The 22,721-nt window shown below is 40.4% G+C and carries 28 protein-coding genes; 18 read left to right on the forward strand and 10 right to left on the reverse strand.

Annotated elements, in window-relative coordinates; translation table 11 throughout:
• Positions 1-43: 43 nt before the first annotated feature.
• The 4 genes from AC5EUN_RS10340 to pabC all read right to left on the reverse strand — a co-directional run bounded on the left by AC5EUN_RS10340 (position 44) and on the right by pabC (position 3,018).
• Positions 44-460, reverse strand: coding sequence for a PaaI family thioesterase (locus tag AC5EUN_RS10340; RefSeq protein ID WP_010326437.1), 417 nt, complete (start codon positions 458-460; stop codon positions 44-46).
• 88 nt (positions 461-548) lie between these two features.
• Positions 549-1,148, reverse strand: coding sequence for a dTMP kinase (tmk, locus tag AC5EUN_RS10345; protein WP_010326436.1), 600 nt, complete (start codon positions 1,146-1,148; stop codon positions 549-551).
• On the reverse strand, positions 1,149-2,150 hold the full coding sequence (mltG, locus tag AC5EUN_RS10350; RefSeq protein WP_371746436.1) for an endolytic transglycosylase MltG: 1,002 nt from the start codon (positions 2,148-2,150) through the stop codon (positions 1,149-1,151).
• 55 nt (positions 2,151-2,205) lie between these two features.
• Positions 2,206-3,018 carry an aminodeoxychorismate lyase gene (gene pabC / locus AC5EUN_RS10355; RefSeq protein WP_010326434.1) on the reverse strand — a complete coding sequence of 271 codons (813 nt, stop codon included), beginning with the start codon at positions 3,016-3,018 and terminating at the stop codon, positions 2,206-2,208.
• A 164-nt stretch (positions 3,019-3,182) separates the two neighbouring features.
• Here pabC and AC5EUN_RS10360 point away from each other — a divergent pair, with 164 nt between their 5' ends.
• From AC5EUN_RS10360 to AC5EUN_RS10390, 7 genes are all read left to right on the forward strand, one after another.
• The gene (locus AC5EUN_RS10360) at positions 3,183-4,193 is read left to right on the forward strand and encodes a sulfate ABC transporter substrate-binding protein (protein ID WP_010326433.1); all 1,011 of its coding nucleotides are present in this window, start codon (positions 3,183-3,185) and stop codon (positions 4,191-4,193) included.
• A 37-nt stretch (positions 4,194-4,230) separates the two neighbouring features.
• Positions 4,231-4,836: an RBBP9/YdeN family alpha/beta hydrolase gene (locus AC5EUN_RS10365; RefSeq protein ID WP_010326432.1), complete on the forward strand. Its 606-nt coding sequence runs from the start codon at positions 4,231-4,233 to the stop codon at positions 4,834-4,836.
• An 84-nt stretch (positions 4,837-4,920) separates the two neighbouring features.
• Positions 4,921-5,754 (forward strand): sulfate ABC transporter permease subunit CysT, encoded by an 834-nt coding sequence (gene cysT / locus AC5EUN_RS10370; protein ID WP_004693816.1) that lies wholly within the window; start codon positions 4,921-4,923, stop codon positions 5,752-5,754.
• The gene (gene cysW / locus AC5EUN_RS10375; protein WP_004693818.1) at positions 5,751-6,632 is read left to right on the forward strand and encodes a sulfate ABC transporter permease subunit CysW; all 882 of its coding nucleotides are present in this window, start codon (positions 5,751-5,753) and stop codon (positions 6,630-6,632) included. Before cysT ends, cysW begins: the two co-directional genes overlap by 4 nt.
• A 12-nt stretch (positions 6,633-6,644) precedes the next feature.
• Positions 6,645-7,706 carry a sulfate/molybdate ABC transporter ATP-binding protein gene (locus tag AC5EUN_RS10380; protein WP_010326431.1) on the forward strand — a complete coding sequence of 354 codons (1,062 nt, stop codon included), beginning with the start codon at positions 6,645-6,647 and terminating at the stop codon, positions 7,704-7,706.
• 57 nt (positions 7,707-7,763) lie between these two features.
• Positions 7,764-8,687, forward strand: a complete 924-nt coding sequence (locus tag AC5EUN_RS10385; RefSeq protein ID WP_010326430.1) for a CysB family HTH-type transcriptional regulator — start codon at positions 7,764-7,766, stop codon at positions 8,685-8,687.
• A gap of 119 nt (positions 8,688-8,806) precedes the next feature.
• On the forward strand, positions 8,807-10,015 hold the full coding sequence (locus tag AC5EUN_RS10390) for an OmpP1/FadL family transporter (RefSeq protein ID WP_130234746.1): 1,209 nt from the start codon (positions 8,807-8,809) through the stop codon (positions 10,013-10,015).
• 60 nt (positions 10,016-10,075) lie between these two features.
• Here AC5EUN_RS10390 and carO read toward each other — a convergent pair whose 3' ends face one another.
• Complete coding sequence (gene carO, locus AC5EUN_RS10395; protein WP_130234745.1) at positions 10,076-10,822, reverse strand: ornithine uptake porin CarO; 747 nt, start codon at positions 10,820-10,822, stop codon at positions 10,076-10,078.
• Positions 10,823-11,124: 302 nt separating this feature from the next.
• Here carO and dapD point away from each other — a divergent pair, with 302 nt between their 5' ends.
• The 6 genes from dapD to AC5EUN_RS10425 all read left to right on the forward strand — a co-directional run bounded on the left by dapD (position 11,125) and on the right by AC5EUN_RS10425 (position 15,120).
• Positions 11,125-11,946 (forward strand): 2,3,4,5-tetrahydropyridine-2,6-dicarboxylate N-succinyltransferase, encoded by an 822-nt coding sequence (gene dapD, locus AC5EUN_RS10400; protein WP_004693827.1) that lies wholly within the window; start codon positions 11,125-11,127, stop codon positions 11,944-11,946.
• A 95-nt stretch (positions 11,947-12,041) separates the two neighbouring features.
• Positions 12,042-12,752, forward strand: coding sequence for a 7-carboxy-7-deazaguanine synthase QueE (queE, locus tag AC5EUN_RS10405; protein ID WP_005399705.1), 711 nt, complete (start codon positions 12,042-12,044; stop codon positions 12,750-12,752).
• Between the two features lie 42 nt (positions 12,753-12,794).
• On the forward strand, positions 12,795-13,463 hold the full coding sequence (gene queC, locus AC5EUN_RS10410) for a 7-cyano-7-deazaguanine synthase QueC (protein ID WP_004693831.1): 669 nt from the start codon (positions 12,795-12,797) through the stop codon (positions 13,461-13,463).
• A 16-nt stretch (positions 13,464-13,479) separates the two neighbouring features.
• Positions 13,480-13,887 (forward strand): hypothetical protein, encoded by a 408-nt coding sequence (locus AC5EUN_RS10415; protein WP_004980581.1) that lies wholly within the window; start codon positions 13,480-13,482, stop codon positions 13,885-13,887.
• 72 nt (positions 13,888-13,959) lie between these two features.
• Positions 13,960-14,652, forward strand: coding sequence for a Dph6-related ATP pyrophosphatase (locus AC5EUN_RS10420; protein WP_493352339.1), 693 nt, complete (start codon positions 13,960-13,962; stop codon positions 14,650-14,652).
• Positions 14,653-14,661: 9 nt separating this feature from the next.
• Positions 14,662-15,120 (forward strand): peroxiredoxin, encoded by a 459-nt coding sequence (locus tag AC5EUN_RS10425; RefSeq protein ID WP_130234743.1) that lies wholly within the window; start codon positions 14,662-14,664, stop codon positions 15,118-15,120.
• Positions 15,121-15,194: 74 nt separating this feature from the next.
• Here the strand turns inward: AC5EUN_RS10425 and AC5EUN_RS10430 are convergent, their stop codons facing one another.
• Positions 15,195-15,794 carry a LysE/ArgO family amino acid transporter gene (locus AC5EUN_RS10430; protein WP_130234742.1) on the reverse strand — a complete coding sequence of 200 codons (600 nt, stop codon included), beginning with the start codon at positions 15,792-15,794 and terminating at the stop codon, positions 15,195-15,197.
• 118 nt (positions 15,795-15,912) lie between these two features.
• On the opposite strand from AC5EUN_RS10430, the gene AC5EUN_RS10435 reads away from it, so the two are divergent.
• Positions 15,913-16,803 (forward strand): LysR family transcriptional regulator ArgP, encoded by an 891-nt coding sequence (locus tag AC5EUN_RS10435; protein ID WP_130234741.1) that lies wholly within the window; start codon positions 15,913-15,915, stop codon positions 16,801-16,803.
• A 37-nt stretch (positions 16,804-16,840) separates the two neighbouring features.
• On the opposite strand, the gene AC5EUN_RS10440 is transcribed toward AC5EUN_RS10435, so the two are convergent.
• Together AC5EUN_RS10440 and AC5EUN_RS10445 are read right to left on the reverse strand one after the other, a co-directional pair.
• On the reverse strand, positions 16,841-17,437 hold the full coding sequence (locus AC5EUN_RS10440; protein WP_130234740.1) for a YceI family protein: 597 nt from the start codon (positions 17,435-17,437) through the stop codon (positions 16,841-16,843).
• Between the two features lie 43 nt (positions 17,438-17,480).
• Positions 17,481-18,050, reverse strand: coding sequence for a nicotinate-nicotinamide nucleotide adenylyltransferase (locus AC5EUN_RS10445; RefSeq protein ID WP_010326421.1), 570 nt, complete (start codon positions 18,048-18,050; stop codon positions 17,481-17,483).
• A 104-nt stretch (positions 18,051-18,154) separates the two neighbouring features.
• Here AC5EUN_RS10445 and AC5EUN_RS10450 point away from each other — a divergent pair, with 104 nt between their 5' ends.
• Both AC5EUN_RS10450 and AC5EUN_RS10455 read left to right on the forward strand, forming a co-directional pair.
• Positions 18,155-18,955 (forward strand): enoyl-CoA hydratase-related protein, encoded by an 801-nt coding sequence (locus AC5EUN_RS10450; protein ID WP_004693847.1) that lies wholly within the window; start codon positions 18,155-18,157, stop codon positions 18,953-18,955.
• Positions 18,956-19,059: 104 nt separating this feature from the next.
• Complete coding sequence (locus AC5EUN_RS10455; RefSeq protein ID WP_062034674.1) at positions 19,060-19,815, forward strand: nitroreductase family protein; 756 nt, start codon at positions 19,060-19,062, stop codon at positions 19,813-19,815.
• A 247-nt stretch (positions 19,816-20,062) separates the two neighbouring features.
• Here the strand turns inward: AC5EUN_RS10455 and AC5EUN_RS10460 are convergent, their stop codons facing one another.
• Positions 20,063-20,374 (reverse strand): YqfO family protein, encoded by a 312-nt coding sequence (locus AC5EUN_RS10460; protein ID WP_010326419.1) that lies wholly within the window; start codon positions 20,372-20,374, stop codon positions 20,063-20,065.
• Positions 20,375-20,431: 57 nt separating this feature from the next.
• On the opposite strand from AC5EUN_RS10460, the gene AC5EUN_RS10465 reads away from it, so the two are divergent.
• Entirely contained in the window at positions 20,432-21,064 is a 633-nt protein-coding gene (locus tag AC5EUN_RS10465; protein ID WP_010326418.1) for a hypothetical protein, read from the forward strand.
• A 224-nt stretch (positions 21,065-21,288) separates the two neighbouring features.
• Here AC5EUN_RS10465 and AC5EUN_RS10470 read toward each other — a convergent pair whose 3' ends face one another.
• Positions 21,289-21,417 (reverse strand): KGW motif small protein, encoded by a 129-nt coding sequence (locus tag AC5EUN_RS10470; protein WP_252716368.1) that lies wholly within the window; start codon positions 21,415-21,417, stop codon positions 21,289-21,291.
• 104 nt (positions 21,418-21,521) lie between these two features.
• Here AC5EUN_RS10470 and AC5EUN_RS10475 point away from each other — a divergent pair, with 104 nt between their 5' ends.
• Positions 21,522-22,547 carry an IS30-like element ISAba125 family transposase gene (locus tag AC5EUN_RS10475; RefSeq protein WP_004994718.1) on the forward strand — a complete coding sequence of 342 codons (1,026 nt, stop codon included), beginning with the start codon at positions 21,522-21,524 and terminating at the stop codon, positions 22,545-22,547.
• Positions 22,548-22,721: the final 174 nt, after the last annotated feature.

Raw genomic sequence — 22,721 nt, forward strand, 5'->3', positions numbered from 1 at the left:
TAAAAAAAGCCTGATTCGTCAGGCTTTTTTATTCAGACATTTTTTAGGATTTGGGTGGAATAGAATAAGTTCCTACCACATGTGCAATGGGTTCATCCTTACCCACTGAATACAACCACACATCCCCAACCACCAATGCTTTGCCAACTTTCATTAACTTACATTCACCGCGGATATTTGTTGAAGCTGCGGGTTTACTTAGAAAGTTGACCGATAAATTGGTGGTCACGGTTAAACCGACCAGCCCAATTTCCCCTAAAATGGCGATATACAATGCATAGTCTGCAAGAGTCATCATGGTTGGGCCTGAAACCGTCCCACCCGGTCTCAAATCGCGCTCATCTACCTGATACACGACTGTTGCTGCGCGCTCAGTGACAGATTCGATACGACATTTTTCTAAACTTTGCGGGAATTCCTTTTCTAAAAAAGCCACAATCTCAGTTAAGTTACTTTTCATTTTTCCTTCAACATTCAGTCCTTTGTCACTGACTATAAAAGAAAAATGCATTTCACTACAGCATGAAATAACATTTCTGGCTTATTTTTTAGTTTAAATATTGCAACGCTTGTGCAAAAACCTGCTCTGGTGACTGGGTCGCATCCAAACGTTTAACCCGCTCAGGATATTGTTCCCATAACTGCTGATAACCTGCTCTAACTTTTTCAAAGAAAGTGGCTTTTTCTTGTTCAAAACGGTCCAAAGCCCCCCTTTCCCGCGCACGAGACATGCCTGTCTCAATCGGGGCATCGAGCCAAAATGTAATATTTGGCATATGGCTGACAAAGTTTTCATTCAGAAGTTGCAGCTTCGACTGGCTTAAACCACGTCCTGCACATTGGTAAGCAAAGCTGGCATCGGTAAAACGGTCACACAATACGGTTTTATGTTTCGTTAAAGCAGGCACGATCAGTTGTTGTAAGTGCTGTGCACGAGCCGCGTACATCAGCAGCAGTTCGGTATCATTCGACATCGACTCTTCATGATTGACTGACAATAATAGCGAGCGAATTTGCTCAGCCATTGGTGTACCACCTGGCTCACGCGTTAAAACAACCTGCTGACCTTGTTGTTCTAGATGCTCATAAATTTTGCGAATCAGTGTGGTTTTACCGACACCTTCTGTGCCCTCAAAACTAATAAACATCTATTCATCCTTCTTGGTTTTTAAAACGCTGAGATATTCTTTTACAGCTTGATTGTGCTGCTCTAAAGTCTCACTAAATGTGTGTCCACCATTGCCCGTTGCAACAAAGTAGATGTTTTTACTGTTATCTGGGTGCATGGTAGCTTCAATGGCTTTTTTACTTGGTAAAGCAATTGGCGTAGGAGGTAAACCATTGATGGTATAAGTATTATAGGCTGTTGGAGTACGCAAGTCTTGGCGGGTAATATTGCCTGTATATTTATCGCCCATGCCATAAATCACGGTCGGATCCGTTTGCAAACGCATGCCGAGTTGAAGACGACGCGCAAACACACCTGAAACTTGCTCCAGTTCGCGGTCAACATTGGTTTCTTTTTCAATGATAGAGGCCATGATCAGGGCTTCGTATTTGTCTTTATACGGCAAATTTGCCGCACGGTTTGCCCACGCTTCATCTAAAGCTTTCATTTGGCGTTTGTATAAATCCGTTAAGATTTTTTTGTCTGACTCACCTTTGGCGAAGAAGTAAGTATCGGGAGCAAAAAGCCCTTCAGCATGCGTATACGGAATATCTAATGCTTTTAAAAGCTGATCCATGGGTAAATTGGAGACTTCCTTTTTAACCAATGCATCCTTTTTCAACGCCTCGATCAGCTGTTTAAAGGTCGTCCCCTCAATCACCAATATACGATTCATCTCGGCATTATCGACATTGGAAATCATATCCAAAACTTGGCGAATACTCATACCTTCACGCACTTCATAAACACCGGCTTTCAAGGTGTCATGAATAAATATTTTTTGGTAAAGCTTTAAAATAATAGGAAAACTAGCCATGTCTTCTTTGGCTAAGCGGTCAATAAAACCGGAATAGGTATCGCCAGAGTTAATTGCCAATAACTGCTTTTTACCCTCAACAGGATAGGACTTAAATAAACTCGACCACAGTACAATCATCAATAAAACAATGATGCTCACAGCAATCAATAACACCCCTTTCATTTTTCGTTGGGGTGGTTGCGTTTTCTTTTTCGATTTGGTTTTGGCTGCGGACATACTACTGCATCTGATTAAGTTGAAGACGATGGAACAAATCTATACACGGCTGAACATCTAAGTGCTGATGATTCAGACTTTTGGCTATTTTCATAGGACTCAAGGCATTGCAGAAAAATAAACTTTGAAAGCGTGGAATTTCTTCCATATCAATCATTCTCAGCTCACAGCTCATTCCTTGTTGCTGCATCCGTGCCAATATTTCGGCACGCATGACACCATGTACGCCATTATAACGAAGTTCGGGACTAATCCATCGATCATTTAGCAGAATGAAACAATTACTACTCACACCTTCAACGACAGAACCTTGCACATCTGTGACCAAAGCTTCCAACCAACCGTGCTGTTCTGCTTCATGCTTGAGTAAGACTTGCTCTAAACGGTTTAAGCTTTTCACACCCACCATTTGCGGCATACTTAACCCCATCGCATGTTGCAGTACCCCTGAATCAATTTCGCTGTATGTCAAAACCTCTGATGCTTGCGGATAGAAAAATACCCAAACGTCAGCAGGATGTGCTGGCAAACTATAACCGCGCTGCCCTTCACCCCGACTAATAATAATTTTCAGCGTTCCGTTTAAGTGTTCATAGGTTTGTTTTAATTGCACGATGCTGCGCTGAATAAAGGCTAAATCTGCTGACAACAACAGTCTTTCACAGGCCAATTTCAAGCGTGCTATGTGTAGAGACTCTAGCTCAATCACACCCTCACGGATACGCGCTGTACTAAAACAGCCATCTCCATAGTGAAATGCACGATCTAATAATTCTATTTGTTTGACTTCTTGTGCATTTTTATAGCAATGCATGCCAATCTACCCTGAAACAATTTTCTGCTTTAGTTTAATGAATTCTAAGCTGAACTCTTTTTCTTTTTTATTCATATAAAATTCATTTTTTATTATTTTTTTAGCAATAAGACTCACAGTATTCTTGCCTCATGTTTAAAAACGTTTAAAATTTGAGGTCTCACATGAGCTTATCTAAGTTAAAAATTGGGGTACTAGCGGCGCTAGTTTCAGTCACATCTTTTGGTGTTGCAGCAAAAGATTTCCTTAACGTGTCGTATGATCCAACACGCGAACTGTATGAAGATGTCAACAAACAGTTTGGCGCTTATTGGAAACAACGCACAGGACAAGACATTAACTTCAAACAATCTCACGGCGGCTCGGGTAAACAAGCCCGTTCGGTCATTGATGGTTTAGGTGCAGATGTTGTGACACTTGCTCTTGCAGCAGATATCGATGTAATTGCTGAAAAAGCGAAACTTTTACCGACAAACTGGCAAAAGAAATTACCCAATAACTCGACACCATATACTTCAACTATCGTGTTCCTCGTCCGTAAAGGAAATCCACAAGGTATTAAAGACTGGGGCGACCTCGTTAAGCCGGGTGTTGGCATTATTACACCAAATCCAAAAACATCAGGTGGTGCACGCTGGAACTACTTAGCAGCTTGGGCTTGGGCGAAACATCAACCTGCGGGTAACGATGCCAAAGCACAAGAATTCGTGCGTAAAATTTATAAAAATACCAAAGTGCTGGATTCAGGTGCACGTGGCGCAACCACAACCTTTGCTGAGCGCGGTATCGGTGATGTTCTCTTAGCATGGGAAAACGAAGCACACTTAGCAATTCGTGAACAACCGGGTAAGTTTGAGATCGTGACGCCTTCGCTATCTATTTTGGCAGAACCACCCGTTGCCATTGTTGAAAAAAATGCGGAAAAAGACGGCAATCTGAATCTGGCGAAAGCATATCTCAACTATTTGTATTCACCTGCAGGACAAGAAATTGCAGCGAAAAACTTCTATCGCCCACGTAATGCAACTGTCTTGAAAAAATATGCAGCCACATTCAAACCGTTGAAGTTGGTGACCATTGATAAAGAATTTGGTGGTTGGAGCAAGGTACAAAAACAGCACTTTGAAAATGGTGGTGTATTTGACCAAATTGTGAAAGCCAATACGACGAAATAAAACCGAGTCCAGTAAATAGCTGTAAGGGAGCATCGACATGATTCATACTGTAATTGTACCAGGCGTGGGTGGGAGTGAACATGACCACTGGCAATCATGGTTACAACGTCAGCTCAAGTCGTGCTCTCGTGTGCAGCAGCAGGATTGGAATAAACCCATACTCCATGAATGGATTGAACAATTTATCAAAACAGTTCAATCCATTCAGGAACCGATTCAAATTGTGGCGCATAGCTTTGGCTGTCTAACGACAGTCGCTGCTTTAGCACAGCATCCTGAACTAAATCAAAACATTAAAAATTTAGTTCTGGTTGCACCGGCCAACCCTGCTCGCTTTGGTGATGCTGGTTTTGCTCGTGATAGCCAAAATGACTATCAACAATATTTCCACCAACTCAAGCTACAAGTTCCTACCCAAATGATCATCAGTGAAAATGATCCTTGGCTCAATTTTCAAGATGCGCTGCAACTGGCAAAAGCATGGAAAATTAGGCCTAAGAACTTGGGCCAAGTCGGACATATTAATGTTGCGTCAGGTTTTGGGCCATTCCCTGAAATTTATGATTTTTTGATTTCAGAAAATGTGCTAAAAAACATTAGTTTTCACAATGAAAGCAAGTATTTATTTAAATTTGCAATTTAACACTGCAAATGATACTTGTGCCGAAATTCAGTTTTATTTGAGCTGACTCTTTTTAGGTCAGCTTTCTCTCTTTGAGGAGTAATCATGTCGCAGCGATCCCGAGTGCTGCCAGGATTTGGTCTTTCTCTAGGCTTTACCCTAGCATATTTGTCATTAATCGTTCTTATTCCGTTGTCCGCTGTTTTTATTAAATCTTTAGGCATAGGTTGGGATGGTTTATGGGAAATTTTAAGTTCAGAACGTATTTTAAAATCTTTGCAGCTCAGTTTTAGTACAGCCCTGATCGCCGCGTTTATTAATGTGGTTTTTGGTCTCCTTCTAGCATGGTGTTTGGTTCGCTATCGTTTTCCGGGTAAACGCATTGTAGATGCCTTGGTCGACTTGCCGTTTGCCTTACCCACCGCTGTTGCAGGTATTGCACTCACCTCACTTTATGCGCCTACAGGTTGGATCGGTCAGTATCTTGAGCCTTTAGGGATTCAAGTGGCCTATACCCCAATTGGTATTACATTGGCACTGATTTTTATTGGTATTCCTTTTGTAGTGCGGACTGTGCAACCTGTTCTCAGTGACTTGGAAACAGAGTTAGAAGAAGCAGCATCAGCATTAGGTGCCAACCGTTTACAGATCGTGACCAAAGTGATTTTGCCGATTTTATTTCCAGCACTCATCACAGGTTTTGCACTTGCCTTTGCACGTGGCGTCGGTGAATACGGTTCAGTGATCTTTATTGCAGGGAACCAACCGTTTAAAACAGAAATTGCGCCGCTCATGATTATTTCACGCTTAGAAGAATATGATTATGCGGGTGCAACCACAATTGCAGTCGTCATGTTGGTGCTGTCTTTTGCCATTTTATTCCTGATTAACTTGTTACAAGCATGGGCAAGCCGTCGTACAGGGAGAACAGCACGATGAATATCAACAGTAATGCGCTTGCTGAAAAGTTACAATCGCGTGATGCAACACGTGAGCCAACTTGGGTTCGCTACACCCTGATTACGATTGCTCTACTGTTCTTTTTAAGCTGTTTGATCTTACCGCTGATTTTGGTGTTCGTTGAGGCCTTTAAACAAGGGGTTGGCGTCTATGCACAAGCCTTGGTTCATCCAGACACTCTCTCCGCAGTCAAACTCACTTTATTAACCGCGGTGATTGCAGTCCCACTGAATGTCGTATTTGGTGTTGCAGCCGCTTGGTGTGTGGCCAAATTTAACTTCCGTGGCAAATCCATCTTGACCACGATTATTGATATGCCATTTTCAGTATCCCCTGTTATCGCGGGCTTAATGCTGGTACTGATTTTTGGTACGCAAGGTTGGTTCGGTAGTTGGCTGATGGATAATGACATCAAAATTCTGTATGCCGTTCCTGCCATTGTATTAGCAACAATCTTTATCACCGTTCCTTTTGTTGCACGTGAACTTATTCCGCTCATGGAAGCCCAAGGAACTGAAGAGGAAGAAGCTGCGATTGTACTCGGTGCATCAGGCTGGCAAACCTTCTGGAAAGTAACCCTACCCAACATCAAATGGGGTTTAATTTACGGCGTCATTCTGTGTAATGCACGTGCCATGGGTGAGTTTGGTGCGGTATCGGTCGTTTCAGGTCATATTCGTGGTGAAACCAATACCTTGCCTCTGCATGTCGAAATTCTCTATAACGAATATACCTTCAGTGCGGCTTTTGCTGTCTCTTCACTCTTGGCGCTTTTAGCGATTGTGACTCTTGTTTTAAAAACATGGGTTGAGATTCGTCAAGAAAAGCAAAACAAACATAATGATTCAACAGTTTAAAGGAATGACCTCATGAGTATTCAAGTTAAAAATATTGAAAAACACTTTGGTGCATTCCATGCGCTGAACAACATTTCCCTCGATTTCCCTGATGGTCAATTGGTTGCATTACTTGGGCCATCGGGCTGTGGTAAAACCACCCTACTTCGTATCATTGCGGGTTTAGAATCGGCAGATCGTGGACAAGTCATTTTAGAAGGTCAGGACGCAACCGATGTGCATGTGCGTGAACGTCAAGTCGGTTTTGTTTTCCAGCACTATGCCCTATTCCGCCATATGACCGTATTTGACAATATCGCCTTTGGTCTCCGCGTTCGCCCACGTGCAACACGCCCATCTGAAGCTGAAATTAAAAAACGTGTCACGCGTTTACTGGACTTAGTCCAATTGGGGTTCTTGGCAGAACGTTACCCAGCGCAACTTTCTGGCGGTCAGCGTCAACGTATTGCACTGGCACGTGCTTTGGCGGTTGAACCACGTGTACTGTTACTAGATGAGCCTTTTGGTGCTTTGGATGCAAAAGTACGTAAAGAGCTCCGTCGTTGGTTACGTACTTTGCATGATGAACTTCATATCACCTCAATCTTTGTAACGCATGACCAAGAAGAAGCTTTAGAAGTCGCAGATCAAATCATTGTGATGAATAAAGGGAATGTTGAGCAAATTGGATCACCCCGCGAGGTTTATGAAAAGCCTGCAACGCCGTTTGTGTTTGACTTCTTAGGTCAAGCAAACCGTTTCGAAGGTCAAAACAACGCAGGGACAATCCAAATTGGTGAAGACCGTATTCAATTAGACTCTTTACGCAATGCACCTTCGGGTGACGTGATTGCCTTTGCCCGTCCAGATGAATTACGTATTCATGCACAGCCGCAAGACAATGCCATCCAAGCAACGTTCGTACGAGAATTATGGATCGCGGGCAAAGTGGTTGCCGAGCTCCATGATCGCCAAGGCAAACTGATTGAAATCTCACTAACTTCTGAAGAAGCAAAATTACACCAATTTAGACCGAATCAAACGGTATGGTTAAGCCCATCAAACTTGCATTTATTTGCAAAACCTGCGGCTTAAGACCAATTGAATGGGGCATGTTAAATGCCTCATTCATCATAAAAGAGATCCAAAACTATGAACTTTCAACAACTCAGAATAATTCGAGAAACGGTGAGACAAAACTTCAACCTCACCGAAGCCTCTGCTGCACTATATACCTCTCAGTCGGGGGTGAGTAAGCACATCAAAGACCTAGAAGATGAATTAGGTGTACAGCTTTTTATTCGTAAAGGGAAACGCTTACTAGGTTTAACTGAACCTGGCCAAGCACTATTGGGTATTGTTGAACGCATGTTGGTCGATGCAGACAATATTAAACGTCTTGCAGATGATTTTAACCGTGTCGATGAAGGTACTTTGACGATTGCAACTACACATACGCAAGCGCGTTACGTGCTACCCCCGATTGTCAATCAATTCAAAAAAGAGTTTCCAAAAGTTCATCTTATTTTGCAACAAGCTAGCCCTGTTGAAATTACCGAAATGCTTCTACAAGGTGAAGCTGATATTGGTATTGCAACTGAGTCACTCACCACTGAGGACAATCTGGCCAGTGTACCGTTCTATAATTGGCAACACAGCATTATTACCCCACAAAGCCACCCACTGGCGAGCAAGCAAAATATTAGCATTGTAGACTTGGCGGAATATCCACTGATTACCTACCACGGCGGTTTCACAGGTCGCTCAAAAATTGACAAAGCCTTTGAAGATGCCGGTGTGGATTTCGACATCGTAATGTCTGCTTTAGATGCCGATGTGATTAAAACCTATGTTGAACTGAATATGGGTGTTGGTATTGTCAATAATGTGGCCTATGACGTTGAACGTGACTATCGCTTAAAACAAATTCCAACTGATATTTTTGGTCTCAATACCACATGGATTGCAGTGCGTAAAGGTCACCTCCTACGTGGCTATGGCTATGAATTTATCTCGCTGTGCTCACCAGATGCAGATATTAAAGCACTGAAAAGAGTAGCTTATCCTGAAGACTAAAACGCTTTTATTCTAAAAAGAGACCTCAGAGTCTCTTTTTTTATTTTTAAAATCATATACTTTAAATGAGTATAGTGTATTATTTGATCAACTGATATAAACAATAGTGAGCAATAACAGTGAGTAAAAATCTGTTGGGCTCTCCATTACTTTGTTTATGTTTCTATTCGTCGGGATCAAGTTTTGCTGCTGCTTTTGAACTGTCAGGTCAAACAATACAACCCTTTTTTGAACATGGAAATTATGCAGAAATTTCTCTGGCTTATATTGATCCAGATGTTTCTGGCCAAGTTCAACATACAGAGATACTGCAACAGTTTGGCATCACTGACTTTTCAACAGGCAATTTAAGCAATAAACAAGTAATGCTGGGAGCTGCGTTAAAACTGCAACTAAATCCTCAATTCAACTTTGCTGTCATTTATGACCAGCCTTTTGCTGTAGACATCGATTATCGCTATCGCCCAAAAATTTACGGTGAAAGTTATGAGGTTGAATCTGCCGATATCGACTTTGAAAGTCATAATCTCAGTTCGCTTTTAGGCTACAAAATCAACCCACAATGGGAAATCTATGGTGGTTTAAGCTATCAAAGTTTTGCAGGCTCTTTAAAAGCGAAAGGTCAGGCCTATTCTGTGTTTGATGGCTATGATGCCGAGTTTAAACAAGATGAAAGCTTGGGCTGGTTAGCAGGTATTAGTTATCAAATCCCTGAATATTATTTTAGAACGTCTTTGACTTATCGCTCAGCGATTAAACATGAAATCACCACAACAGAGTCTATCGAAGTCGGCATAGATACACCCAATGTGATGGAAGTGAAAACACCACAATCTGTAAACCTTGATTTCATGACAGGACTTCCCAATCAAAATATCTTGTACGGGACAATACGCTGGGTAAATTGGCAAGACTTTGTCATTCAACCACCCAAATTTAAAGCTGTGATCGATTATGTTGCGATATTTTACCCTGAAGCCACAGAAGTCAAACTTATTCAGTACAATGAAGATCAATGGTCTGCAAAACTCGGCTTAGCACACGTATGGAACAAAAAGTGGCTGAGTACTATGGAACTACTCTGGGACTCTGGGATTAATAATCCTGCATCTACCCTTAACCCAAGTGATGGGTACCAAGGCATTGGGCTAGGCAGCATGTACACATATAACACTGAGTTTGATATTGCGGCTGGTCTATATTATTTGCATTTTAAGAAGTCCAAAACATCTTCCGACTCAAATCCACTGGCAAACATTACAGGACTTTCAGCGCTGAATGATAATGATGCATGGATCTTAGGACTCAAGTTAGCCCATCATTTTTAAAGACTTTAGCTAAAATCACACATAAAAAAACGAGCCGAAGCTCGTTTTTTTATGTGTTGATTACCAGTGGTAACTTACACCCAATTTTGCAACTGGCATCCACTCGTATTTATCGTCATTCGCAATTTTACGCGCTTCATTATCAGCAGCAGTTTGACCTGAAGTTGAACCACCGACTTCTTGTAATCCTGTCGCTGTTAAATTCACAGAAGGGTTACCAGTGTAGTAAGCACCTACTTCACCAAATACACCCCAGTTTTGATTAATCTTAGGCGCTAAACCAAAACCTACATATGGAGCAATATCATTTTTATATGCTAAAGAACCATCGACAGAACCACTACCTGATGGAGCATTGAAGTTCTTACCATCAATTTTGATTGTGTCATTTGAATTATTCAAACGTTTGCTCAATGCATAATCGTTATCAATGTAACCTACACCAGCTGCAACGTATAAACCTTGAGCCCATCGATTTGTACTTGTACCCCATGGACGAATCTCAGCATTTAAATAAGCAAGGCTGTTGTCCATATCCATGTCGTATTTGGTGCCATCGATAGACAAATCATCAGACCATGAAATGTCACCACCGTTGTAACCTAAAGCTAAACCAACATATGGGTTAGCTGTCCACAACAAAGCACCGCCATAACCTGTTGTACCGACTTCAGCACGAACACCTGTAGGAATTAATTTATTTTGGTCAAAAGCATAACCATCTTTTACGACTGCATCATCAGCAAAAGCTGTACCTGCGACTGCTGACATTGCTGCTGCGATTGCAACGAAACGTAATGATTTCATGTTTTTTCTCCTCCAATTAAAGATTTTTTTACATCATTTACAATTTTTTGATGAGGTCATCTTAGAACAGTCTCGGACTATTTTTTATTCAAGATTTGGGCTGTTTTTGTTATTTTTTGATACATTTTAGATTTTATTGTTGTTGTATATCGCAATTCTTTACTTAACGCCTCTACTCAAACAGCTCTAAAAGTCTTATTTCCAATCATTCATTATTATTTCCGATCCTATGCTGTTTTTTCATCTATTCTCTGCACAATATAGTGTAAAATCAGGAAAATTTTTTTTCTGGAAGGAAGATCATGTCTCAGCTTTCAACAATTATTGAACAAGCGTTTGAAGACCGTGCGAATTTTACAGCAGCGGACTGTCCTGCTGAAGTTCGTGCAGCAGTTGAAGAAGTCATTGCTGGTTTAGATAACGGGACATTACGTGTTGCTGAAAAAATTGATGGTGAGTGGGTTGTTCATCAATGGGTGAAAAAAGCTGTGCTTTTATCATTCAAACTAAATGACAACAAACCAATTGAGTCATGTGACCTTCAATTCTACGACAAAGTAGATACCAAATTTACAGGTTGGACTGAAGAACAGTTTAAAGCGGCTGGCGTACGTGTTGTTCCTCCTGCGGTTGCACGTAAAGGCTCTTTCCAAGCGAAAAACGTGGTGTTAATGCCTTCTTATGTCAACATTGGTGCATATGTTGACGAAGGCACCATGGTTGACACATGGGCAACTGTTGGTTCATGTGCTCAAATTGGTAAAAACGTTCACTTATCTGGTGGTGTAGGAATTGGTGGTGTTCTTGAGCCACTTCAAGCAAACCCAACGATTATTGAAGACAACTGCTTCATCGGTGCACGTTCTGAAATCGTAGAAGGCGTGATCGTAGAAGAAGGTTCTGTGATTTCGATGGGCGTGTTCATTGGTCAATCGACTAAGATTTTTGACCGTGCAACTGGCGAAATTCACTATGGTCGTGTACCAGCAGGTTCTGTTGTAGTTGCAGGTAGCTTACCTTCTAAATGCGGTACTTACAGCCTGTATGCTGCAATCATCGTGAAAAAAGTAGATGCACAAACACGTTCTAAAACGAGCTTGAACGATTTACTACGCGACGAATAATTTTTAGTTGTCGTACGGAACTCAAGTTCCTCATCTCTACGGTTAAGACTAGCCGTAGAGATTTTTGTTTTTCTAACCTGTGGTTTAATTTTGCTATGAATACGCTTCGATCTTCTGCTATCCCTGTTTCTGATCCTTCTGCGGGTCTACGTATCACGGAGATCTTTTATTCTTTGCAAGGAGAAGCCAACACCTCAGGACTGCCAACAGTTTTTATTCGTTTAACGGGTTGTCCACTACGTTGTACATACTGCGATACGACCTATTCGTTTGAAGGTGGCGAACGCCAATCTTTAGATCAGATTATTCAAACCACGCTTGATTTTAAAACCCCTTATGTCTGCGTGACAGGTGGTGAACCCCTTGCACAGCCCAATGCATTACCTCTAATGCAACGTCTTGCTGACCTCGGCTGTGAAGTCTCTTTAGAAACCAGTGGTGCTTTAGATGTGTCTAAGGTTGACCCACGTGTTTCAAAAGTATTAGATTTGAAGACTCCAACTTCAGGTGAAGTTGCACGAAATTTGCTTTCGAATCTCGACCATTTAACCCAGCACGACCAAATCAAATTTGTAATTTGTAACCGTGAGGATTATGAGTGGTCAAAACAGCAAGTTGAAGACTATAAACTCAATGAAAAAGTCAGCACAGTATGGTTCTCTCCTGCTTTTGCCGTTGAGAAAGGTGCTGCTCGTTTACCTCAACTTGCACGTGATCTTGCGCAATGGATATTAGAAGACCATCTCCCTGTTTGCTTCCAACTGCAACTCCACAAGTTGCTTTGGAATGACGAAACTGGTCGCTAATACATTGCCTATTCATCTTTAATTTATATTTGGAGAATTTGTATGCGCCCTCGTGCCATAGTTTTGTTATCTGGCGGTTTAGACTCAACAACTTGTTTAGCATGGGCGCAAGCACAGTATGACTGTACAGCGCTCAGCTTTATGTATGGTCAACGCTCAACCACTGAGCTCGATGCCGCACGCGAACTGACAAAAAAAGCAGGCGTAGAACATCGTGTCATTAATATCGACTTAGGTAATTTGGGCGGTTCTGCGTTAACAGACCATAGCATTGATGTTCCAGATCATGAACAAGTCGGTATTCCTGTAACTTATGTTCCAGCACGTAACACGATTTTCTTATCTTATGCCCTCGCAGCAGCCGAAGTTTTAGATGCTGAAGCCATTGTGATTGGTATTAATGCTGTTGATTATTCAGGGTATCCTGACTGTCGACCTGAATTTATTGAGGCATTTGCCAACATGGCTCGCCTTGCCACCAAGGTTGGCGTTGAAGGAAAACCTCTTAAATTTGAAACACCTCTGTTACATTTATCCAAAGCAAATATTATTCGCTTAGGTATAGAACATGGCGTAGACTATAGTCAAACGGTGTCTTGCTACCAAGCAGATGACCAAGGACGTGCTTGTGGGAAATGCGACAGCTGCCGTCTTCGTAAAGAAGGTTTTGCAGATGCTGGCGTAACAGACCCAACGCGTTATATACCGTAACGACAAGGTACAGTTTATGAAAAATTTAAAATCAAACATTTTGCTTTCTACATTGGTGTCTGCAGCTGCATTGTTCGCTACAGCTTCAAATGCTGCTGAATCGAACAAATTACAAGAAGCGTATAAAAGCAGCAATGTAAAATCGGCATTAATTAATGTTTGTAAAGAAGAAACTGCAAAAAGCAAAAAGCTTAGCGCAGCAGAAGTAAGCAAATACTGTACTTGTGCAGTTGAAGCTGATGGTAAGTTGACCAATGCACAAAAATGGGAAATCCAAAGTGCGATCAACCAAAAGAAAAGCCCGTCTACTTTAGCTTTTGTACAAAAGCAAAATAACGACTTACAAACATGTTTCGGTCCACAGTTAACAGGTAAATTAAAATCTTTAACTGAAGAAGCAATGAAAGCTGCTCCGAAAAAATAATTCACTGAATGTGAATGAAGCCTGCTCTATGCAGGCTTTTTTATATGTTCAAAATAGATAGAACCTGAAAATATGCTCACCCAATGGAATACACGCGCCCAAAATCGAAAATTTGTTGCGTCATATAGTGGTGGAAAAGACAGCAGCCTTGCTTTATATCAGGCGATGCAAATGGGTGAACCTGTTGCATTAATTGTCATGTTAGAAGAGCAAGGTCTGAAATCACGTTCACATGGAATGTCCCTCGATATTATTCATGCGCAGGCAAAAGCAATTGGGCTTCCCATCTACAGTGCCTCCGCAACGTGGCAAGACTATGAAAACCAGTTCATTCAACTGTTACGAAAAGCTCAAGCTCTTGGAGCAGAAAGTTTAGTCACAGGTGATATTGATTTAATGGCACATGCCGAATGGAATCAATCCGTTTGCGATAAAAGTGAGCTCAGCTTATGTATGCCACTGTGGCAACGTCCGCGTTTAGACATTGTGCATGAGTTTATTCAACTTGGATTTCAAAGCATCATCGTTACGGTCAACTTAAACTTAGGCATGACAGTTGAAGACTTAGGTCAAGTGCTTAGCCTTGAATATGTCGATGAACTGGTTGCAAGAGGCATTGACCCATGCGGCGAAGCGGGTGAATTCCACACTACGGTGATTGATGGCCCAATTTTGAAACATCCACTTTCGGTTGTTAAAGGTGATATTCTGTATCACGAAAATTATGCCTTTTTACCACTTGAATTAGAACAACGCGACATTTAAGGATAGAACATGACTGATACCATCCAACTTCCGAATCAGAATTTCCCAACCACAACAGGTGAAGTGAACTTAACTGAAGTGCCGACTGAATGGCTAATTGTGTATTTCTACCCGAAAGATTCAACGTCAGGTTGCACAACTCAAGCCGTTGGTTTTTCATGTTTAAAAGATCAGTTTGATGCCCTACAAACCACAATTATTGGTGTTTCACGTGACTCGGTTAAAGCGCACCAGAATTTTACAGAAAAGCAGGCTTTAACCATTAATTTAATCAGCGACAAAGAAGAAGTACTGTGTAAACACTTTGATGTGATTAAAGAAAAAAATATGTATGGTAAAAAAGTGATGGGCATTGAGCGCTCAACTTTTATTTTCCATAACGGTAAACTGGTTAAAGAGTATCGTAAGGTAAAAGCTGCGGGACATGCTGAACAAGTTTTAGAAGACTTAAAAGCATTACAAGCTTAATGTACATAAGCCCGCAGATGCGGGCTTTGTTTTTTGTGATTTTTTAATTTATTGTTTTTTATTGCACACACTTTTTATTTCACAAGCAGTGAAATGGCGATCCCCCACATCACCAACGCGATGATCCCATCCAGTACATTCCACGCTTTCGGATTTGCAAAAATGGGGATAAGCACACGAGCCCCATAGCCCAAAGCAAAGAAAAACAACCAAGATGCACACACAGCCCCCAAAGCAAAGTACGCAGGTTGCTCAAACTGAGTTGAAATAGAACCCAGTAAAATAACCGTATCTAAATACACATGCGGATTAAGCCAAGTCAGCGCCAAACACAGCAAAACAATATTCATTAAATGATGCTTTTCAATGGAACTTGCCTCCAAGCCCTGCTGTGATTTGAATGCCCGCAGTGCATGTTGGAATCCATAACAAAACAGGAAAAGTGCCCCCGCCCATTTGGCAAACTGAATAATTTCAGGATAGTGCTCAAGCACTTTTGAAAAACCAGAAACGCCCAAGACAATTAAAATCGAATCCGACAGTGCACAGACAAAACATACCCAAAAAACAAACTGCTTTTTGAGCCCCTGTTTAAGCACGAATGCATTTTGAGCCCCAATGGCAATAATGAGGCTCATCCCGACTGCAAGCCCTTGTACATATGTACTTAACATTTTGACTTTTCAACTTAATTGATGATGTCGGGATTATCTTTCATTTTTAATTAAATTAAGTATTATTTAGAAAATATCAATATAACTAAAATATTTTTAGTTTAAAGTGAGTCCAGATATGCTGAATCATAAACAGTGCGACGCATTTTTAGCTGTGGCAGAAACAGGAAGTTTTGACCTTGCTGCTGAACAGCTATGCATTACTGCTTCAGCCGTCACTTTACGCATACAAAGCCTAGAAAAAAGTTTGGGGCATTTATTAATTGTTCGAGAAAGACCTTGCCGCCCGACACAAGCAGGTCAATCACTGCTGCATTATTTGCAACATAGCCGACTGTTAGAGCAAAGTTTCATTCAGAACCTCACGGGTCATATGAACACCTCTGCTTTTTATCAAATCAACATTGCAACCAATGCCGACTCCTTAGCGACATGGTTGTTGCCCTTGCTACAGTCAACATTAATTGAACAAAAGATCGTGGTGCATTTTCAGGTCGATGACCAATCACAAACCCATCACTTACTTGAAGCCGGTTTGGTGAATGCCTGCGTGACAGATGAATCACAAGCCATGAAAGGCTGTGTAGCCGAATACATTGGCGATATGAACTATCGTTTTGTCGCCACCCCAACATTTGTACAGCAATGGTTTAAACAAGGCGTTAACCGGGAGTCTCTACGTGCAGCTCCTGCACTGATCTTTAACGCAAAAGATCAACTCCACACCGCGCATATCCAACAAAAGTTTGGCCTCAATCCAACTCAATATCCACATCACTTTATTCCGTCTTCCAGTGCATTTTTTGATGCGGTTACGATGGGACTCGGCTACGGTTGGTTACCCTATTACCAAGCCAAACCGCGTTTGCAGGATGGCTCATTGGTTGAGGTGGATCCTCAGCACAATATCGATTTGCCTTTGTATTGGCACCATTGGAAACAGCAGTCGCTGCAGTTAAATGTGCTGACAGATCTCTTGATTGAACAAGCTCACGCAGCGATGAATTAATAAAGCCCTGAATATAGGTCTTTAAGATATGAAGCCCCTATTGCACTTTCCACTGCCCTGACAGTTGAATATTCACTTTTTCGCCTACACCAGCAATGGCTTTTTTCATGCCAAAGTCACTTCGGTTAATCACGGCTGAGGACTGAACATCTAGCAGATTAGCATTATTAGCACTTGGTTTTAAGGTCGTGCTAAAGCTAACAGGCTTGGTAATGCCGCGAAGTGTTAAGTTTCCGAGAATATTATATTGACCGCCACCCAAATCTTTAAAACTGGTGCTTTTAAAGTTAGCGGTTTTGTACTTGGATGCATAAAACAAATCTTCACCCAAAATCATATTTTTCAATGAAGGTTTACTCAAGCTTAGGCTATTTACATCCATGACAAAATTCGTTGAGGCATGCTGTGGTGCTTTGGCATCAAACTGCATGCTGGATTGCACCCGATTAAATTTAGCTCTTACAACGGTCACGCCTAAGGATTTAATTTCAAAGCCTACATTACTCTGAGGCGTCAATGTCCATGACTGGGCCTGCACTTGAGTGCTGAATGCAAATGTAACACCTGCAATCAGCAAAGCATTTTTAATGGCCGTATGACTTGCAATCTGTTTCGTCTGTTGTCTTCTATCCATTGAACTCGATCCTCGTCGAAATATTTTTATTCGAATGAGAACCTTAGTCTAAATTGGATGGGTCCTGAGTTAAAAATTTGTGTTGTAACTGTTTATATATTTCACTTTGTTGGAATTTATGTAAAAACTCACTGGTTCCCAATGGAAACGCCTGCTCTAAAATATCACCTCGATAATAAGCCTCACGAACAGGTGTTGCAGACATCGCGTCTTGTAGACTATCGAGCTCAACCATTTGCCACTCAGGAAAAAGCTGTAAATAATACGAAGAATCATCTTTAAAATGGCCAATCAGTCCAACCTTCGCCTCAGGTGTGACTACATGATTCACTAATTTTTTTACCAATTGCACCCATTTAACATCATTATAAACATCAATTACATGTACAAAGTGAATCCGTTTTTGATGTGCTTCTGAAAAGTTCGATAAAATCATTTCTTCACGTTCAGATGCTAAAAATGGATTTTTCGTATTTCGTTCATTTTGCGCAGAGCCTAAAGCCAAAATGACATTTTGACTTTGCTCTAAAGCAATCTTGATGGTTTGCATATGTGCCAAGTGAAATGGCTGGAAGCGACCAATGAATACGAGATAATCAAATGTATATGGCATAAATCTTTTACTTTTTTATGAACTGGTCAGTTGTGTCGATCATAAAATTATGCGACATAATGAGCCCATAAAATTAAACCAAACTTTCTAGCAAGGATAGTACGATGACACTGAGCTGTATTCAACAACCTCATCAACATTTGAATGCAAAATTAGACAATGGCGTACTGACATTAGCCATTCACCGTCCTGAAGCAAAGAATGCGTTGTATGGCGAACTTTATTTATGGATCGCAAAAGCTTTAGATGAAGCAGATCTAGACAATAGCGTTCGTGCTGTCATTCTACGTGGTGAAGACGCGGACTTTACCGCAGGCAACGACATGCAAGATTTTATGAAATCTGCAGCGCAAAAAGGTCAAGCACCTGCGGCTGAAGGCCCTCCATTTATTTTACTTAAATCTGCGGCAAAATTTTCTAAACCGTTGATTGCGGCTGTACGTGGTGTGGCGATTGGTATTGGGGTAACGATCCTGTTACATTGTGACTTGGTTTATAGCGACAACACTGCCCTATTCCAGATTCCATTTGTAAGCCTTGGTTTATCTCCAGAAGGTGCTTCAAGCAAATTATTGGTAGAACAAGCAGGTTATCACAAAGCTGCTGAATTACTGCTGACCGCTCAGAAGTTTGACAGTGCAACTGCAGTTGCTGCAAACCTTGTCAACAGTATTGAAGATGATGTCTATGCAGCAGCAGCTAAAAAAGCGGCACAATTGTCTGCTTTACCTTTAGCCTCTTTAGTGCAGTCTAAAGCTTTGATGAAACACAATGTAAATGAAATTGTGGCTTGGATTGATCATGAAGCTGAAATTTTCATGGATCGTGTCGGCTCTCCAGAAATGATGGAAGCCGTATCAGCATTTATGCAAAAGCGTAAACCTGATTTCACCCAGTTCAACTAATCCTTCATCGTTGAATGACTAAAAACCACTGTGTTGCATATTACACAGTGGTTTTTTTATTTTCCGTCCCAACATATTTAAGAACCCATTCGGAAAAACTACTTATGTCGAACACTACAGAAAAAAAGCGTTACTTTGAGCCTGCACCACAAGGTATCGATGTTGAAAATTTTAAGAAAGTCATCCAAAGCCGCCGTTCGGTTCGCAAATTTACCAAGAAAGAAATTCCAACTGAAGTACTTGATGACTGTTTAGATTTGGCCCTACTTGCACCAAACTCATCTAACTTACAGCCTTGGACTTTTTATGTGGTGCAGAATCCCACTAAGAAAAAACAGCTGGTCAAAGCTTGTCTAAATCAGCTTGCGGCAAAAACTGCGTCAGAACTGATCGTGTGTGTCGCGCGTACAGACCGTAATGATGAAATGGCAAAACGCAACATTACAGAGTTCCCTTTTCCTGAAGCGCCTGCGACTGTACAGAAATATTATAAGTTCATTCCTTATAACTATAAGACAGGTTACTTAAATGCACTGGGTAACTTTAAGAAAGTGGCTTTCAAAATTGCACGTAGCTTAGACAAACAACTGCCTGTAACTGCATTTAATCAAGCCGATGCAAAACTTTGGGCAAGTAAAACCACAGCTTTAGCATGTGAGAATCTAGTGCTAGCTTTACGTGCCTATGGTTTCGATAGTTGTATGATGGAAGGTTTTGATGAGCCTTTGGTTCGTAAACTGTTAAATCTAAATGATCAGCAATACCCTGTGATGGTGATTGGTGCAGGTGAGCGTGCAGAAGACGGTGTGTTTTTCCCGCAGTATCGTTTTGATCGTGAGTTATTTATTCAGAAGGTTTAGCTGCTGTCTTAATTACAGTGATTGCAAAAGTTTGATACGCGTTAAGGTCATCAGCAACTGTTCGAGCTAACCTAAATACCTATCATAGAGTTTCTGCGACTTATTTAATCAAATGATGAAAGCAGTCGAGTTTTGCTGATGACAATGGTTTTGCCTACTTTTCCCGAAAGAAAAGTAGGTCGAACCGAAGGTTAAAGTCTCAATTAAATATTAAACCTTAAGACTCCGCCACAAACTTCTTTTAAGATTAAATATCCACGATTTGAATAAACTCAAAAGCGGGTTCTTCATAGGGATGACTTAATTTTAAAGCCTTTGTCACAGCAGAAGCTTTTTCCTCTGGAACAATGGTTTCCACCCGCCACTCTGGAATTTGCTCCAAAGCATCTAACTGACCTATAAACGGATTTGCGTCTTTTACAGGTTTAAACTGCCCTGTGCCCAAAACTTGCCATGCACAGTGTTCATAATTCCCTATACCACCTGCTCCTGCTTCAAAAATCGCAAGTTTGGTGGATTCAAGATGAGATTCGGGGACATAGTAGATGAGTTTGAGCATAGCGCTTTAATGTAGATTTTATTAATATCACATCAATCATATTGATCGACTGTACCTATGTCTAATAAAAATATTGCCCGTGAACTTGCTTTAACAACAACTGAAAATTTAGCAGATGAAATTATCTTTAAAACAGCCAATACTCTGCTAGAAGACACAATTAAATCTATCCCTTTTGCATCTTTAATTACAGGTTCAATTGAAAGCTATACTAAATTTCGTACTTTGAAAGAACAAAAACAATTATTAGCTTTTATTGAAGAAGCAGAAAATATAAATGTTGGGTTTATCGAAAAGTTTTTTAAAGACAAGGACAATTTAGAATTAAGCATTGAAATTTTAGGAATACTTGATCAAACCTACCTAGAAAAACAAGCAAAAATGATAGGCCGTGCTTCTGTACTGTTTAAAAACCTTAGTATTTCAAAGCAAATTTTTGATAAATATACATATATTATTACTAGATTAAATAGCCATTTAATTTACCTAATAGAGGAAATTTACACCATAGAAACCAATCGTGATGATCCTGAATTCGAATATGATATTAAAAATCCCAATATGGAATTAGTAAACTTTGGTTTTTTAATTGAGGTACCGTCACAACTTTATCCTGGTTCAACACAAATTTCTCAATTTAAAAAGACCAGTGACTTTTACTACTTTTATGAAAACATTTTCAAAGGCTAAATTCAATCACATGACTTGTGACATAGATGTCGCCCGTCAAACTGTGAACAAGGATGCCCCATCAGACGAACAAAGGGCTTTTGTTACTTTTCGCCCATGAAAAGTAAAGTCATATAGATATAAATTTTGTTTAAAATTACGCCAACTAAAAATGCAGTCTATTTTATATAAATAGTACATTCAATAAAAAACCGCCTCTCGGCGGTTTTTTTATATTCTCAAAATCACATCTGCAACATATACCCCAAAATCAAAAAGATCAATTGCAAGCTCAAAATCACAGCAAACAACTTCCATCCTTTTTTACGTAACGCAGACTTATCGACTGCTTCGTATGTAACTGTTTTAATCATGTCATCACCTCATACATAAGTGTTGATACTGAAATTGTTTAGTAATCCATGGCAGAGTAAAACTTGAAGTGCGACATAAACCACCTAATTAATTTAAAGGGTTTATGGAGTATATAAAATTGTCATACCATCATCTTAACTTTGAAGATCGTACTGCATTAATGCTTGAGTCAAGAAAAGAAGGCTTTTCAGCCAGAAAATTTGCTGAACTCATTAAAAGACATCCTAGTACGATCTATCGTGAGCTTAAAAGAAATAGCATCAATGACGTTTATCAAGCTCGATATGCTTCTGATAACACCTTCGCTAGACGTAGACGTGGTCACAGAAAACTCAAAATCGATTCAATCCTCTGGAAATTTATTGTTGAAGCGATCCGTTGTTTATGGTCTCCTCAGCAAATAGCAAAGCGTTTAAAGACATTTCCTGATTTGGATCAAACAATGAATGTAAGCCATACAACGATTTATTCAACGATACGAGCATTACCCAAGGGTGAGTTGAAAAAAGACTTATTATCCTGTCTGCGTCATGAAAATAAAAAGCGAAAAGCTAACGGTGAACCTAAAAAAGATTCTATATTACAGGATATTAAAACTATTCATGAGCGCCCAGCCGAAGTTCAAGAAAGAAAAATACCGGGTCATTGGGAAGCTGATTTAATTAAAGGTAAAGACAATAAAAGTTCGATAGCAACACTTATTGAACGAAATACACGGCTCTGTATCTTGGCAACATTACCTGATGCAAAGGCAGAATCAGTGCGCAAGGCTTTAACTGAAGCTCTGAAATATTTACCTGCAGAACTGCGTAAAACGTTGACCTATGACCGTGGACGCGAGATGTCAGAACATAAAATACTCGAAGAAGATTTAGGCATAGATGTATATTTCTGTGACCCACATTCACCTTGGCAAAAAGGCACATGCGAAAATATGAATGGTTTAATTAGGCAATATTTACCTAAAGGGATTGATTTAAATCAGGCAGATCAGCATTATTTAAATCAAGTTGCCATGTCACTGAATACTCGTCCTAGAAAGGCGTTAGATTGGCTTACACCATTAGAGAAATTTGCTCAGCTTGTTGATTATCATATGGCTTTTGAAACTGTCGCACCTCATGTTTGAATTCGCCCATCTTTCTTCTATTTTGCATGATATTTGTGCACTTATTACACAATATCACTTTCACATAAATATAAAAGCAAAATCTAAACCAACTTCAACGGGAGAAATAAAAATTCAAAAAACAAAAAAATTAATTCAATAAAAAAGCCACCCGAAGGTGGCTTTTCAAAACAC

The sequence above is a fragment of the Acinetobacter sp. CAU_H_S170_2 genome, assembly GCF_058890445.1.

What these genes read in the sequence shown, in the direction of transcription:
- AC5EUN_RS10365 (WP_010326432.1), top strand. Translation starts at nt 4,231, where the DNA reads ATGATTCATACTGTAATTGTACCAGGCGTGGGTGGGAGTGAACATGAC.
- AC5EUN_RS10415 (WP_004980581.1), top strand. Translation starts at nt 13,480, where the DNA reads ATGAAAAATTTAAAATCAAACATTTTGCTTTCTACATTGGTGTCTGCA.
- AC5EUN_RS10465 (WP_010326418.1), top strand. Translation starts at nt 20,432, where the DNA reads ATGTCTAATAAAAATATTGCCCGTGAACTTGCTTTAACAACAACTGAA.
- AC5EUN_RS10380 (WP_010326431.1), top strand. Translation starts at nt 6,645, where the DNA reads ATGAGTATTCAAGTTAAAAATATTGAAAAACACTTTGGTGCATTCCAT.
- AC5EUN_RS10455 (WP_062034674.1), top strand. Translation starts at nt 19,060, where the DNA reads ATGTCGAACACTACAGAAAAAAAGCGTTACTTTGAGCCTGCACCACAA.
- AC5EUN_RS10445 (WP_010326421.1), bottom strand. Translation starts at nt 18,050, where the DNA reads ATGCCATATACATTTGATTATCTCGTATTCATTGGTCGCTTCCAGCCA.
- mltG (WP_371746436.1), bottom strand. Translation starts at nt 2,150, where the DNA reads ATGAAAGGGGTGTTATTGATTGCTGTGAGCATCATTGTTTTATTGATG.
- AC5EUN_RS10385 (WP_010326430.1), top strand. Translation starts at nt 7,764, where the DNA reads ATGAACTTTCAACAACTCAGAATAATTCGAGAAACGGTGAGACAAAAC.
- AC5EUN_RS10470 (WP_252716368.1), bottom strand. Translation starts at nt 21,417, where the DNA reads ATGATTAAAACAGTTACATACGAAGCAGTCGATAAGTCTGCGTTACGT.
- AC5EUN_RS10340 (WP_010326437.1), bottom strand. Translation starts at nt 460, where the DNA reads ATGAAAAGTAACTTAACTGAGATTGTGGCTTTTTTAGAAAAGGAATTC.
- AC5EUN_RS10460 (WP_010326419.1), bottom strand. Translation starts at nt 20,374, where the DNA reads ATGCTCAAACTCATCTACTATGTCCCCGAATCTCATCTTGAATCCACC.
- queC (WP_004693831.1), top strand. Translation starts at nt 12,795, where the DNA reads ATGCGCCCTCGTGCCATAGTTTTGTTATCTGGCGGTTTAGACTCAACA.
- AC5EUN_RS10360 (WP_010326433.1), top strand. Translation starts at nt 3,183, where the DNA reads ATGAGCTTATCTAAGTTAAAAATTGGGGTACTAGCGGCGCTAGTTTCA.
- cysW (WP_004693818.1), top strand. Translation starts at nt 5,751, where the DNA reads ATGAATATCAACAGTAATGCGCTTGCTGAAAAGTTACAATCGCGTGAT.
- AC5EUN_RS10475 (WP_004994718.1), top strand. Translation starts at nt 21,522, where the DNA reads ATGGAGTATATAAAATTGTCATACCATCATCTTAACTTTGAAGATCGT.
- dapD (WP_004693827.1), top strand. Translation starts at nt 11,125, where the DNA reads ATGTCTCAGCTTTCAACAATTATTGAACAAGCGTTTGAAGACCGTGCG.
- AC5EUN_RS10450 (WP_004693847.1), top strand. Translation starts at nt 18,155, where the DNA reads ATGACACTGAGCTGTATTCAACAACCTCATCAACATTTGAATGCAAAA.
- tmk (WP_010326436.1), bottom strand. Translation starts at nt 1,148, where the DNA reads ATGTTTATTAGTTTTGAGGGCACAGAAGGTGTCGGTAAAACCACACTG.
- AC5EUN_RS10430 (WP_130234742.1), bottom strand. Translation starts at nt 15,794, where the DNA reads ATGTTAAGTACATATGTACAAGGGCTTGCAGTCGGGATGAGCCTCATT.
- AC5EUN_RS10435 (WP_130234741.1), top strand. Translation starts at nt 15,913, where the DNA reads ATGCTGAATCATAAACAGTGCGACGCATTTTTAGCTGTGGCAGAAACA.
- cysT (WP_004693816.1), top strand. Translation starts at nt 4,921, where the DNA reads ATGTCGCAGCGATCCCGAGTGCTGCCAGGATTTGGTCTTTCTCTAGGC.
- AC5EUN_RS10420 (WP_493352339.1), top strand. Translation starts at nt 13,960, where the DNA reads ATGCTCACCCAATGGAATACACGCGCCCAAAATCGAAAATTTGTTGCG.
- queE (WP_005399705.1), top strand. Translation starts at nt 12,042, where the DNA reads ATGAATACGCTTCGATCTTCTGCTATCCCTGTTTCTGATCCTTCTGCG.
- carO (WP_130234745.1), bottom strand. Translation starts at nt 10,822, where the DNA reads ATGAAATCATTACGTTTCGTTGCAATCGCAGCAGCAATGTCAGCAGTC.
- pabC (WP_010326434.1), bottom strand. Translation starts at nt 3,018, where the DNA reads ATGCATTGCTATAAAAATGCACAAGAAGTCAAACAAATAGAATTATTA.
- AC5EUN_RS10425 (WP_130234743.1), top strand. Translation starts at nt 14,662, where the DNA reads ATGACTGATACCATCCAACTTCCGAATCAGAATTTCCCAACCACAACA.
- AC5EUN_RS10440 (WP_130234740.1), bottom strand. Translation starts at nt 17,437, where the DNA reads ATGGATAGAAGACAACAGACGAAACAGATTGCAAGTCATACGGCCATT.